Annotated in this window: 13 protein-coding genes; 3 read left to right on the top strand and 10 right to left on the bottom strand. The window is 72.3% G+C overall.

Annotated elements, in window-relative coordinates; translation table 11 throughout:
* Nucleotides 1-67: 67 nt before the first annotated feature.
* Nucleotides 68-871, bottom strand: coding sequence for an ABC transporter permease (locus tag ABZY20_RS07035; RefSeq protein ID WP_356437739.1), 804 nt, complete (start codon nt 869-871; stop codon nt 68-70).
* Nucleotides 868-1,854, bottom strand: coding sequence for an ATP-binding cassette domain-containing protein (locus ABZY20_RS07030; RefSeq protein WP_356437736.1), 987 nt, complete (start codon nt 1,852-1,854; stop codon nt 868-870). Before ABZY20_RS07030 ends, ABZY20_RS07035 begins: the two co-directional genes overlap by 4 nt.
* Before the next feature lie 639 nt (nt 1,855-2,493).
* On the opposite strand from ABZY20_RS07030, the gene ABZY20_RS07025 reads away from it, so the two are divergent.
* On the top strand, nt 2,494-2,991 hold the full coding sequence (locus tag ABZY20_RS07025; protein ID WP_356437733.1) for a hypothetical protein: 498 nt from the start codon (nt 2,494-2,496) through the stop codon (nt 2,989-2,991).
* A gap of 19 nt (nt 2,992-3,010) precedes the next feature.
* On the opposite strand, the gene ABZY20_RS07020 is transcribed toward ABZY20_RS07025, so the two are convergent.
* From ABZY20_RS07020 to ABZY20_RS07000, 5 genes are all read right to left on the bottom strand, one after another.
* Complete coding sequence (locus ABZY20_RS07020) at nt 3,011-3,436, bottom strand: nuclear transport factor 2 family protein (RefSeq protein WP_356437730.1); 426 nt, start codon at nt 3,434-3,436, stop codon at nt 3,011-3,013.
* Nucleotides 3,424-4,299: an AfsR/SARP family transcriptional regulator gene (locus ABZY20_RS07015; protein WP_356437727.1), complete on the bottom strand. Its 876-nt coding sequence runs from the start codon at nt 4,297-4,299 to the stop codon at nt 3,424-3,426. The genes ABZY20_RS07020 and ABZY20_RS07015 overlap by 13 nt, the downstream gene beginning before the upstream one ends.
* Before the next feature lie 430 nt (nt 4,300-4,729).
* The gene (locus tag ABZY20_RS07010; protein ID WP_356437724.1) at nt 4,730-5,509 is read right to left on the bottom strand and encodes an SDR family NAD(P)-dependent oxidoreductase; all 780 of its coding nucleotides are present in this window, start codon (nt 5,507-5,509) and stop codon (nt 4,730-4,732) included.
* Between the two features lie 16 nt (nt 5,510-5,525).
* Nucleotides 5,526-6,458 (bottom strand): MBL fold metallo-hydrolase, encoded by a 933-nt coding sequence (locus ABZY20_RS07005; RefSeq protein ID WP_356437721.1) that lies wholly within the window; start codon nt 6,456-6,458, stop codon nt 5,526-5,528.
* 2 nt (nt 6,459-6,460) lie between these two features.
* Nucleotides 6,461-6,928 (bottom strand): SRPBCC family protein, encoded by a 468-nt coding sequence (locus tag ABZY20_RS07000; RefSeq protein WP_356437718.1) that lies wholly within the window; start codon nt 6,926-6,928, stop codon nt 6,461-6,463.
* A 241-nt stretch (nt 6,929-7,169) separates the two neighbouring features.
* Here ABZY20_RS07000 and ABZY20_RS06995 point away from each other — a divergent pair, with 241 nt between their 5' ends.
* Together ABZY20_RS06995 and ABZY20_RS06990 are read left to right on the top strand one after the other, a co-directional pair.
* A complete protein-coding gene (locus ABZY20_RS06995; RefSeq protein WP_356437715.1) occupies nt 7,170-8,438 on the top strand; it encodes a beta-ketoacyl-[acyl-carrier-protein] synthase family protein in 1,269 nt (422 codons plus the stop codon).
* Entirely contained in the window at nt 8,435-9,649 is a 1,215-nt protein-coding gene (locus tag ABZY20_RS06990) for a beta-ketoacyl synthase N-terminal-like domain-containing protein (protein ID WP_356437712.1), read from the top strand. Before ABZY20_RS06995 ends, ABZY20_RS06990 begins: the two co-directional genes overlap by 4 nt.
* 90 nt (nt 9,650-9,739) lie before the next feature.
* Here ABZY20_RS06990 and ABZY20_RS06985 read toward each other — a convergent pair whose 3' ends face one another.
* The 3 genes from ABZY20_RS06985 to ABZY20_RS06975 all read right to left on the bottom strand — a co-directional run bounded on the left by ABZY20_RS06985 (nt 9,740) and on the right by ABZY20_RS06975 (nt 12,213).
* Nucleotides 9,740-10,942, bottom strand: coding sequence for an acyl-CoA dehydrogenase family protein (locus tag ABZY20_RS06985; RefSeq protein ID WP_356437709.1), 1,203 nt, complete (start codon nt 10,940-10,942; stop codon nt 9,740-9,742).
* 2 nt (nt 10,943-10,944) lie between these two features.
* Nucleotides 10,945-11,202 carry an acyl carrier protein gene (locus tag ABZY20_RS06980; protein ID WP_356437706.1) on the bottom strand — a complete coding sequence of 86 codons (258 nt, stop codon included), beginning with the start codon at nt 11,200-11,202 and terminating at the stop codon, nt 10,945-10,947.
* 66 nt (nt 11,203-11,268) lie between these two features.
* Nucleotides 11,269-12,213: an aromatase/cyclase gene (locus tag ABZY20_RS06975; protein ID WP_356437704.1), complete on the bottom strand. Its 945-nt coding sequence runs from the start codon at nt 12,211-12,213 to the stop codon at nt 11,269-11,271.
* Between the last annotated feature and the right edge of the window lie 76 nt (nt 12,214-12,289).

Here is a 12,289-nt window from a genome sequence, read left to right as displayed (position 1 = left end):
TTTTCTTTTTTGGGTGGGGGGGGGGGGCGCGGGGGGGGGGGGGGGGGGGCGGCGGGGCCCCCGCCGATCACTGGCTCACGGCCTTCTTGTAGCGCTGGACGGCCAGCGGCACGAAGATCGCGAGAATCAGCGCCACCCACAGGAACGAGGCGAGCACCGGGTTCTGCAGGGGCCACACTTCGGGTTCGGGCCGGCCCTCCGGGATGTTCCCGAACAGCTGCCGGCAGGCCTCGACCACGGCCGAGACGGGGTTCCAGTCGGCGACCACGCGCAGCACGGCGGGCAGTCCCTCGCTGGGCACGAACGAGTTGGAGATGAAGGTGAGCGGCAGGAGCACCATGAGCATGGCGTTGCCGAGCACTTCGGGCGACTTCGCCGTCAGGCCGATGGCCGCGGTGATCCACGAGGCGGCGTAGGCGAAGAGGAACAGCAGCAGGAAGGCGAGCGCCGCGTCGAGGACGTTCGAGCGGATCCGCCAGCCCATCAGCAGGCCGGTGAGCGACATCAGCACGATGACGAGCAGGTTGTTGACGGCGTCGCCGTTGGTACGGCCGACCAGCACCGCGGACTGCGAGATGGGCAGGGAGCGGAACCGGTCGATCAGGCCGAGCTTCATGTCGTGGGCGATGCCCACGCCGGTGTTCGTGGCGGTGAGCAGCATCGTCTGGGTGAGGATGCCGATGACCATGAACTCGCGGTAGTTGGAGCCGTAGACGTCGATCGCGCTGCCGAAGACGAAGCCGAAGAGCAGGGCGAAGGCGATCGGGGCCGCGCTGGCGAAGACCACGATGTCGGGGTTGCGCAGGTTCTTCAGGACGTTGCGCTTGGTGAGGGTGATGCCGTCCTCGACGGCTTGGCCGAGGGCGCTCACTTGGCTTCCTCCTTCGCACCGGCGCCGACGGCGGCCGGCTCGGTGGGCGGCTGGTCGGTGAGGGCGAGGAAGACCTCGTCCATGCTGGGCCGGCGCAGGTTGGTGCCCACCAGGCGCACGTCCGAGCGGTCCAGCAGCCGGATGCTGTTGACCAGGGCCTCGGGTCCGTCGGCGACGGGGACGATGACGCGGTTGTCCTCCTCGTCGACCGAGACGTCGCCGCCCATGGCGAGTTCCTGGAGCAGCCCGCGGGCGGTGGCGGCGTCGGCGGCGCTGCCGACGGTGATCTCCAGGCGTTCCCCGCCGACCCGGTCCTTGAGCTCGTCGGGGGTGCCCTCGGCGATGACCCGGCCGTGGTCCATCACGGTGATCCGGTCGGCCAGCTGGTCGGCCTCCTCCAGGTACTGCGTGGTGAGCAGCAGCGTGCTGCCGCCCCTGACCAGTTCGTTGATGACGTCCCACATGGCCAGCCGGCTGCGTACGTCGAGGCCGGTGGTGGGTTCGTCGAGGAACAGCACCTCGGGCCGGGACACCACCGCGCAGGCCAGGTCGACCCGGCGGCGCATACCGCCCGAGTAGCCCTTGACCGGCCGGTCGGCGTCGTCGGTGAGCCGGAACCTCTCCAGCAGTTCGTCGGCCCGCTGCCTGCTGGCCGTGGCGCCGAGGTGGTACAGCCTGCCGACCATGCGCAGGTTCTCGCGGGCCGTCAGGTCCTCGTCCACGGCCGCGTACTGGCCGGACAGGCCGATCTTCCGCCGGAGTTCGGGCGCCTGGGTCAGCACGTCGAGTCCGGCGACCGTGGCGCGGCCCGCGTCGGGCCGCAGCAGGGTCGCCAGGACCCGCACGGTGGTGGTCTTGCCGCAGCCGTTGGGACCGAGCAGTCCGTGGACCGTCCCCTCCCTGACCGTGAGGTCCAGTCCGTCCAGTGCTGTGGTGTCGCCGAAGCTCCTTCTGAGCCCCTCGGCGACGATCGCGTTCGTCATGTGCTCCTCCCACACCCGCGTGGCACGACTCGCGTCGGTGCCCCGGCCTTGCGCCAGGGTGCTGACACCGTAGGGGCGATCGCGGACAGCTTTTGTCCGCCGTAGCCGGTTACCTCGGGAAATCCGCGGTGTTCGGCGCGGGATCTGACGGATCTCATTCTCGGCCGGTGCGCTGGACGGCGGGTCGAATAACGCCGGACCGCCGTTACGCGGGCGCGGTTAACACATCCATGACGGCCGTCACTGTTCCGCACGAGCTCTTTCGTCGGATGTAAAGCGCAGGTAATACAACGCTCAAGGAGAATGCCGGAGACCGCTTCCGCTCTTCCCCCGGAGAAAGTCCGATAACCCCCGGCGCGGGAAAGCGCATTCGACGGGCCGGCGGGTGCCGTGGGCCGCACGGGGCGGGCCGCACGGGGCCGTCGAGAGGGGCGCCGGGCAAGCGCTGTGCCGCCGTCCGGCGCGGCGGCCGCCTCCTTCCGGTCAAGGCGCGATCCAGGCGGTCCATAGCGGCGGGCAGCACCGTGTCGGCACCGCGCCACGGGCGGCGGGGCCGAAGAGCCCGCGCCGTCCGTGGCCGGTTCCACCAGCTGTTGCCGCACCGACGGTCCTCAGGGACCGGGAAACGGATGACTGACGATGAGCCGGAGACTTCGTGTTCTCGCCGCCGTGGGCGCGCTCGCCCTCGTGCCCCTCGTGCCGGCGGCCGCCCAGGCCGCCGAGGCCCCCGCGGCGCCCCTGGAGACGGCCGCCGGGCACTTCCGTGTCGCCCCCGTGGGCGTGTGGAACGGCACGGTGACGTTCCCCGACGGGCAGATCGAGGCACGGATGTCGTTCCGCGCGAACGGCAAGCTCTGCCTGATCGCCCCGCCCCCCGGGCCCGACGGGGGCGTCGAGGGGAAGGGCACCTGGCGCGGCACCGGCCGCAACACCTTCACCTTCACGGTGACGGAACGATTTTTCGACGGCTCGGGGGCCACCACCGCCGTCCTGCGTGCCACCCACCGCGCGACACTGCGCGGCGACCGGTTCACGACCGAGGGCGAAGGGGCGTTCTACGACGCCTCGGGGCAGCAGCAGGGCTCCTTCCCCGTCACGTCGCAGATGCAGCGCGAGAGCCGCGCGGACGCCTGCTGAGGTCCCGGGCCGCCGCCGGTCAGGCGGCGGCGGGCGGCCGGTCCCGGAGAATCCTCCGGGACCGTGCGCGCAGCCGGCCCTCCTCGTGGACCAGGACGTCGGTCACGGCGTAGGTCGACTCGAACCGGACCTGGCCCTCCTTGTCCGTCAGCGTGACCAGGGAGCCGTACGACACCGTCACCGACCCGTCGTCGGCGAGGTCCATCCGGTAGTTGTCGTTCCAGTGCCGGACCACGACCTCCCGGTAGCGGGGCAGGGCCGCCCGGGCGTGTTCGAGCAGGGCGGCCCTGCCCTCCAGCTTCTGCCCGCGGTGCTCGTGGTGCGTCACGCCGTCCTCGGTGAACGTGTCGGCGTACGCGTCCAGGTCCAGGGCGTCCAGCAGGGCCATCTGCCCCGCGTAGAACCGCAGTACCCGCACATAGAGGTCCGTGCTCACCTCTGCCATCCGTTGCCCCCCACCTTCGTCAGATGTCCCGTCCCGGCCGGTTCTCCCGCCGGGACGCCGTCCCTTTCCTCGCCCCAGCCGGTCCCGGGCGTCGCCACGGCCGGCACGGCCTTGGTGAGCACGGGACGGACCGGCGGCGGCACTTCCAGATCCAGTTCGGAGCGCAGCACGGCACGTTGCAGCTTCTGCAGCCTGCCGGAGGGCTCCACGCCCAGCTCCCTGTTGAGCGTCTGGCGCAGGGTCCGGAAGACCTCCAGCGCCTGCGACTGCCGCCCGGCCCGGTAGAGCGAGACCATGTGGTGGGCGCAGAGGTTCTCGTGCATGGGGTGCTTGGCGGTCAGTACCGTGAGCTCGCTCAGCACGGCGTTGTGCCGGCCGAGCCTGATGTCCGCGCCGATCCTGCTCTCCAGCGCGTTCAGCCTGCTCTCCTCGAGCCGGGCCACCTCGATGCTCAGCGGCATGCCCACCCGTACGTCGGCGAGCGCGTGCCCCTGCCACTGCTGCAGGGCCCTGCCGAGGTGGCGCGAGGCGGTCTCGTAGTCGCCGCGCTCGATGGCGCGGTTGCCCGCTTCCACCAGTTGCTCGTAGACCCAGACGTCGACGTCCTCCGGTGCCACGTCGAGCAGATAGCCGTCGAACCGGGTGACGAGGACGTCCTTGGCGCGGGTCGAGGATCCGGCCGGCAGGGCCGAGTCGATGAGCCTGCGCAGTTGGAGGATGTAGGTCTGCAGCGTGGTCCGTACGCTCATCGGCGGGCGGTCACCCCACAGTTCCTCGATGAGGGTCGGGACGGAGACGATGCGTCCGGCGCTGAGCGCCAGCATGGCCAGAACCTGTCGGGGCTTTGCCGCGGTCGGTGTCACGGATCGGCCGTTTAATGTAGCGTTCAGCTCTCCCAGTAGACGTATGCTCACGAAAATCCCCCAGTAAAGTCGTGCAGCTGCACGGTCGGTCAAAACCGTGGGACGATGCCGAGCCTTGCACCATGGGCCGGCCTGGATCGAGGCGATGTAGGGCGTGGTGGATCAGGCAACCCCCCCGTCATTACCTGCGCTCAGCGGCGGCAACGAGCGTCAGCCTATGTACGGCGTGTCGGCCGGTCAACCAATCGAGCCGGAGCAACAATGCGCGTCGACGCTCGAAAACCGAACTAAAACTGTCCTGGAATATTCAGCAGCCAACTCGAATCTGACTCGATCGGCCCGTCGCCGGAGGGCCCCGGCCCGCGCGGGGGCATGCGGACGGGGCCCGTCCCCGGTCCGGCCGGGTGCGGGCCCCACGCGTGAGCCGTGCTCAGTAGTTGCCCAGGCCTCCGCAGACGTTGAGCGCCTGGGCGGTGATCGAGGCGGCGGAGTCGGTGACCAGGTAGCCGACCAGTCCCGCGACCTCCTCGGGCGTCGAGTAACGCCCCAGCGGGATCTTGGCGTTGAAGCGGTCGAGCACCTGCTCCTCGGTGATGCCCCAGTGGGCCGCGTAGCCCTGGCGCACCCGGACCGCCATGGGCGTCTCCACGTAGCCGGGGCACACCGCGTTCACCGTGATGCCGCGCTGGGCCAGTTCGAAGCCCACCGACTTGGTGAAGCCGATGACGCCGTGCTTGGAGGCGGTGTACGGCGAGGCGTACATCACGCCCTGCTTGCCCGCCGTGGAGGCGATGTTGACGATGCGTCCCCAGCCGGCCTCCAGCATGCCGCCGGACCGCAGCACCTCCTTGGTGACCCGGAAGACGCTGGTGAGGTTGGTGTCCAGCACCTCCTGCCACAGGTCCTCGTCGAGATCGGCGATCTCCCCGCCGCCGCCGCGGCCGGCGTTGTTCACCAGGATGTCGATCCTGCCGAAACGTCCGGCGGCGGCCGCCACGGCGGCACGGATCTGCTCGGGCGAGGTGACGTCGCAGGACGTGCCGTCCGCCGTCCCTCCGGCGTCGCGCAGCTCGTCGACGACCTCCTCGACCCGCTTGCCGTCGCGCGCGCAGCCGAAGACGGCGATGCCCTGACGGGAAAGCGTCCGGGCCGTGGCGAGGCCGATGCCGCTGCTGACCCCCGTGACGAAGGCGGTTCGCGCACTGGTCATGTCTTCTCCCTCCCGGTCAGGCGGCACAGTGCGGCAGCCCGCCGTGGAACTCGGCCATCTCCTTCAGCGACGCGGCCACGTCGATGCGCTCGCCCGGTGCGAGCCCGTCGAGTTCGGCGTAGGCGCGGTGCAGGTTGCCCACGAGGCGCTCGGCGTCGACGAGCGCGGCGAACGGTCCCAGGTCCGCGGACCGGGCCGTCTCCAGCACGGACCTGCCGGCCCGCCTGCCCTCCCGGGCCAGTTCGCGCAGGCGGCGCAGATAGGCCTCGGTGGCGTCCAGCACCTCCGGGCCGCCGGCGGGGCCGTGCCCGGGGACCACCACGCGCGGCCCGAGCCGGCGCAGCTCCGCCAGGGCCCGCAGCGAGCCCTCGACGGAGCCCATCAGCACGTACGGGGTGACGCCCGACCAGGCGACGTCCCCCGTGAACAGCACCCCGCGCCGCGGCACCCAGGCGACCACGTCGCTCGCCGTGTGGGCGGGACCCACCTGCGACAGTTCGACGGTGAGCTCGCCCAGACGCAGGGTGAGCCGGTCGACGAACGTCGTGTCCGGCAGGGTCAGCTGCGGGTCGCCCCAGTCGACGTCCGGCCAGATGCCGCACAGGGCGAGCCCCGCCTCGGCCATGTCGGAGCGGGTCTGCTCATGGGCGATGACGGTGGCGCGCGGTGTGAACTGGTCGTTGCCGAAGGTGTGGTCGCCGTGGAAGTGGGTGTTGACCACGGCGTCCGGACCGCTCGGAACAACACGTTCCACTGCCTGGCGCAGGCGCTGCGCCCGGGCCCGGGTGGCGGCCGTGTCGATCAGCACCGCACGGCCGCCCGCCGTGATCAGTCCCGCGTTGTTCAGGCACCATCCGCCGGGCAGCTGCTCGTGGACGTGGACGCCTTCGGCCAGTTCGCGCAGGGCCCAGGGCGCCGCCGTTCCGGCGCTCCCGGTGCCGGCGGCCACCGTCAGACCACCTCCGAGAAGCGCTGGAGCGTCTCGCCCGGGCTCGGGCCGTCCAGCGCCTTGAAGATGCGCTCCGCGTCGGGGCCGTGCTTGTCCAGGCGGACGTGGGCGAGCTCCACGCGGGTGGTGCCGGGACCGGCCGGGGTGAAGGTCACCTCGATCTCGCTGGCCCGCTCGTCGTCCGGCACCGACTGCCAGCGGCCGTCCACCCGCCAGGTCAGCCGCAGCCGGTGCGGCGGGTCCCACTCGAGGACCGTGCCCCAGTCGATCTCGCGGCCCTTCTCGTCCCACTCGTAGTAGCGGCCGCCCGTCCCCGGCTCCATGGCGAGGCCGGCCCGGGGCTCGGTCAGCAGGACGTGGGAGGGCGGCCACCAGTCCGCCATTCGCTCGGTGAACACCTCGAAGCAGCGCGCGGCGTCGGCCTTGACCTCGACCCACTTGCGCACGTCGGGTACGGAACCCTGCGGCATGACCTTCCCTTTCGCCGGGGGCAGGAGTGTGGCGCCCACCGTCATCCGCCCAGCTCGACCATGTGTGGAGCACCGCTCGAACCCCCCGCGGGTGGCCGGCGCGTTCCAACGGGCCTGGACCGTGAGTCGAGGAGCGGCGCGCAGGCTGGCGGCGCGCAGGGTCCGTCCCGGGGGCAGCCGCAGCGGCGGCACGCACGGGCACCGGGCGGCGCGATCCGACTCACCACCGTGAAGGAGCCCCATGGCCCGAAGGGCAGTCATCACCGGAATCGGCGTCGTCGCGCCGGGAGGGATCGGAACCGAACCCTTCTGGCGGCTCCTGGTCGAGGGCAGGACGGCGACGCGCACGATCACCCAGTTCGACGCGAGCGGACACCGCTGCCAGGTGGCGGCCGAGTGCGACTTCGACCCGCTGGCGCTCGGGCTGACCCCGCAGCAGATCCGCCGCACCGACCGGGTCTCCCAGCTGGCCATGGTCGCGGCCGGCGAGGCCCTGGCCGACAGCGGCCTGGAGATCGACGGCGCGCTGGCCGAGCGCACGGGGGTGGCCCTGGGCAGCGCCGTGGGCGGCACCACCACCATGGAACGGGAGTACGCGGTGCTCTCCGAGGGCGGGCGCGACTGGGTCGTCGATCCGTCGTTCGCCGTACCGCACCTGTACGACTACTTCCTGCCCAGTTCCATCGCCGCCGAGGTCGCCCGCACCACGGGCGCCCTCGGGCCGGCGTCGGTGGTGTCCACCGGCTGCACCTCCGGCATCGACTCCGTGGGCTACGCGGCGGAGCTGATCCGGGACGGCGAGGCCGACGTGATGGTCACCGGCGCGACCGACGCGCCGATCTCGCCCATCACCGTGACCTGCTTCGACGTCATCCGGGCGACGTCCGCCCGCAACGACGACCCGGCGACCGCCTGCCGCCCCTTCGACCGGACGCGCACGGGTCTGATCCTGGGCGAGGGCTCGGCGGTGCTGGTCCTGGAGGAGCTGGAGCACGCCCGGCGGCGCGGCGCCACCGTCTACGCGGAGGTGTCCGGCTACGCCGCGCGCTGCAACGCGTACCACATGACCGGGCTGACGGCCGAGGGCCGGGAGATGTCCGAGGCGATCGATCTCGCCCTGGACGAGGCCCGGTTGAACCCCGAGGCGGTGGACTACGTCAACGCCCACGGCTCCGGCACCAAGCAGAACGACCGGCACGAGACGGCCGCGGTCAAGCGCAGTCTCGGCGCGCACGCCTACCGGACCCCGATGAGCGGCATCAAGTCCATGATCGGCCACTCGCTGGGGGCGATCGGCTCGCTGGAGATCGCGGCGTGCGCGCTGTCCATGCGGCACGGCGTGGTGGTGCCGACGGCCAACCTGCACGAGCCGGATCCCGAGTGCGATCTGGACTACGTGCCCCACACCGCCCGGGAGAGGCGTCTCGACGCGGTCCTCACCGTGGGCAGCGGTTTCGGCGGTTTCCAGAGCGCGATGGTGCTCACGAGTCTGGAGCGGGCGGCAGCATGACCAAGGACGTCGTTGTCACGGGTGCGGACGTCGTCGCACCGAACGGAATCGGCCTGGAGACGTACTGGGCCGCCGCCCTGAAGGGGGTCTCGGCCGTCCGGCCGATCAGCCGCTTCGACGCCACGGGGTATCCGGTGCGGCTGGCCGCCGAGGTGCCCCCGTCCGACGCGGAGGCCTCCTTCCCGAGGAAGCTGCTGCCGCAGACCGACCGGCTGACGCAGCTGGCCATGATGTGCGCCGACCAGGCGCTGTCCGCCGCCGCGGTCGATCCGGCCGCGCTGCCGGAGTTCGGGGCCGGGGTGGCGGTCTCCAGCGCCAGCGGCGGCCTGGAGTTCGGCCAGCGCCAGCTCCAGCAACTGTGGGGCACGGGCTGGGAGTCGGTCAGCCCGTACATGTCCTTCGCCTGGTACTACGCCGTCAACACGGGACAGATCTCCATCCGCAACGCCCTGCGCGGGCCGAGTGGGGTGGTCGTCTCGGAGCAGGCCGGCGGGCTGGACTCGGTCGCCTTCGCCCGCCGCCGGGTGCGGCGGGGGACGCCGGTGATGCTGGCCGGCGGGTTCGACAGCGTGCTGTGCCCGTACGGCGTGTCGACGGTCTCCGTGGCCACGGGTGTCAGCCGGCACGACGATCCCGAGCGGGCGTATCTGCCGTTCCACGCCTCGTCCACCGGGTTCGTGCCCGGGGAGGGCGGCGCCGTGGTGGTGCTGGAGTCCCGGGAGGGCGCGGCCGGGCGCGGCGCCCCGGTCCTCGGCACGGTGGCCGGGCACGCGGCCGCGTTCGACCCGGACCCGGCCGGCTCCGGCGGCGACGGGCTGCTGCGGGCCGCGCGCGGGGCGCTGGCCGACGCCGGGCTGACGGCCGCCGACGTCGGGGTGGTGTTCGCCGACGCGGCGGGCGATCCCGGGCTGGACCGGGCCGAGGCGGGCGCCCTGACCGGCCTGTTCGGGGTGCGCGGGGTGCCGGTGGGCGCGCCGAAGTCCCTGGTCGGCCGGCTGATGTCCGGCGGCTCCGCCCTCGATATGGTCACGGCCCTGCTCAGCATGCGCGACGGTCTGGTCCCGCCCGTGCCGGACGTCGCCCCGCAGGAGGTGGACCCGCGTGTCGACCTGGTCGTCGGCGAGCCGCGCGCCCTGGAGGCCGACGCGGCGCTGGTCCTGGCCCGGGGGCACGGGGGTTTCGCGTCGGCGCTGGTCCTCACCCGGGGGTGAGGCAGCGGGGCACGGCAAGGGCCTGGGGCCCGGCTCACGGGAGCCGGGCCCCAGGCCCTCAGTGCTGCGGCTCGGTCGCCCGGCGCGGTGTCAGCGGCGTTTGCCGGTGGGCACCACGTAGCGGGTGAAGAGCAGTTCGCGGATCACATCGTCGCCGCCCTCGACCAGGCCCACGTAGCGCAGGTCGCGGACCAGCTTCCCGATCGGGTGGTCGTGGGTGTAGCCGAGGCCGCCGAACATCTCGGAGCCGAGGGTCGCCACCTGCCAGCCCGCCTGGCCGCAGTACATCTTCGCGGCGAGCGCGGACCGCAGGGTCCCCACCCGGTAGAGCGCCGCGGCCGGGGCGTCGCCCGCCAGGTGGCTGTCGAACTCGGCCGCCGCGGCGCGGCACTGACTGCGCATCACCTCGATCAGCATCTCGATCTGGCCGAGCTTGCCGGCGAAGACCGCGTTGCGCACCAGGGCGGCTCCGTGCACCCGCTTCGACGCGGCGTACTCCATGGCCAGGTCCCGCACCCGGCGGGCCATGCCGATGGCGGTCGCGGCGATGAGGACGCGGCTGGCGTTCAGCCCGATCTCCAGCAGCCGCAGGCCGTTGCCGGGCAGGCAGTGCGCGGCCGGTACCGCGCAGTCGCGCAGCGCGACCTGGTAGGTGGCGGAGCCGCGCATGCCGACCATGTTCCAGCGCTTGACCAGCTCCACGCCCTCGGTGTGCCGGGGGACCAGGACCACGCGGAACTCGGCGTCGTCCGTGGCGTCCCGGGCCACGACCAGCAGCAGGTCGGCGGCGTCGGTGTTGGTGGAGAAGTACTTGTCGCCGCCGACCACCACCCGGTCCCCGTCGCGCCGGTAGGTCGTGGTGATGCGGGCGAGTTCGCTGCCGGCCTCCTCCTCACTGGCGAGGATCCCGAGGACGCCGCCGTCCCGGGCGAGGCGTTCCAGGTGCGGCCGGGCGAGGGCGTCGGCGCCGGACAGCTGCAGCATCGTCGTGCCGAGCACGGACAGGAAGGAGCCGAAGGCGAACCCGCCGTCGCCGTAGGCGAGTTCGGAGACGATGTCCACGCTGTCGCACAGCGGCACACCGTGTCCGCCGTACTCGGCGGGGATCCACCAGTTGGCCAGCCCGGCCTCGGCGAGACGGACGGAGGCCGCGGTCGGGACGGCCGGGAGGGAGTCGAAGTGCTCGCTGGACGGCAGGAGTTCGTCGTGCACGAAGGTGCGTACCCGGTCGAGGAGGCCGGCGGCCCGCGCCCCCGTGGGGGACGCGGGTCCGGCGGTCGTCGTGGCGGTCACGGTCACGCGGCGTGAGCCAGACGGCGGTTGAAGACGTCCAGGAAGTCCCGGGGCGTCTCGATGTCCGAGGCGTCCTCGTCCCCGAGCTTGATCCCGAAGTGCTGTTCCAGCGCGCTCGTCGTGGCGATGACGGCGAGCGAGTCGAAGCCGAGGTCGGCGAGCGGGGAGTCGAGGATGTCGCCGGACAGGTCGATGGTCTCGTCCTCGCCGACGGCGCGCAGCAGGAATCCCTTGAGTTCGTCGATCGACAACACGGCCATGGGGCCCTCCTCGTGGAGTGGATGTTTCCGGTGGGACACGCGAGGTGCGTGCGGGTCTCGGCGGGTTCAGCGCGCGGTGGCGAACGCCTTGGCCCGGGCCAGGGTGGCCCGGCTGTTGGAGCCCAGGGAGTGCCGTACGGCGTCCCGGGCGGCCCCGAGCGAGGCGGGGGGCTCGGGGAGGGCCGCGATGCCCTCGGGGTTCAGGACGACCTGGTGGCGGGCGGTCACCCTGACGGTGCCGTCCCCGGCGTCCTCCAGGAGCCATTCGCCGTTGTGCGCCCGCAGCACGGGCGGCAGCCTGGTCTGCTTGTAGACGATCCGGCGGCCCGGTGTGCACACCCGTCCGGAGACCGTGGTGTGCACGGAGCCGTCGGGGGCCCGGGTGTCCATCTCCATGTACTGCAGCCCGGTGACGTTCTCGCGCAGGTCGAGCCGTACGACGTGCGGGAGGCGCTCGGGCCACTTGGCCGCGTCGTAGAGGAAGTCGTAGACGTCCGCGGCCGGGCCGGGGATGACCTCCGTGTCGGAGAAGTCCAGCAGCAGTTCGTCCTCGCTTCCGGCCCGCTCGGCCGCGAGGCGCAGGTGGGACAGTTCCGAGACGCTGTTGGTCTCGACGGCGTCGGCGATCCGGGCCAGGGCGGAGGGGTCGTCGCCGACCGCCCGGTAGTGGTGGTCGAGGACGACCGTGCAGTCGCCGTCGCCGCGCTCCCTGACCTCCCACCGTCCGCCCATCGCGGCCACCGGGTCGGAGGGCCGGGTCTGCTCGAAGCGCACCTCGCGGGCGGCGCGGTCCAGCCGGCGCCGGGACTCCCAGGTGCGCACCTCGCCGTGGGCCACGGCCCAGATGCGGATGCGTTCGTCGCTGTCGTCGCCCGCCGTCCGTTCGGCCCGCACGGTCGGCGGGAAGTACAGCGGCCACAGGCTCACGTCGGAGACGATGCGGTACACGGCGTCGGCCGGTGCCGCGACGTCGATCCGGTGCGTCACCCGTGTGACGTCGGTGTCGCTCATGACGGGCTCTCTCCTCACCCTCGGGTGTGTCGTCGGGCGCCCTGGGGCGCGGTGGTGGCGGGCGCGGTGGCCGCGT

This window comes from Streptomyces sp. NPDC006624 (assembly GCF_040611555.1).
Lineage (GTDB): Bacteria > Actinomycetota > Actinomycetes > Streptomycetales > Streptomycetaceae > Streptomyces.
Note: the sequence above shows the minus strand (reverse complement) of the source record. Positions and strands in the feature narration are given on the sequence as shown.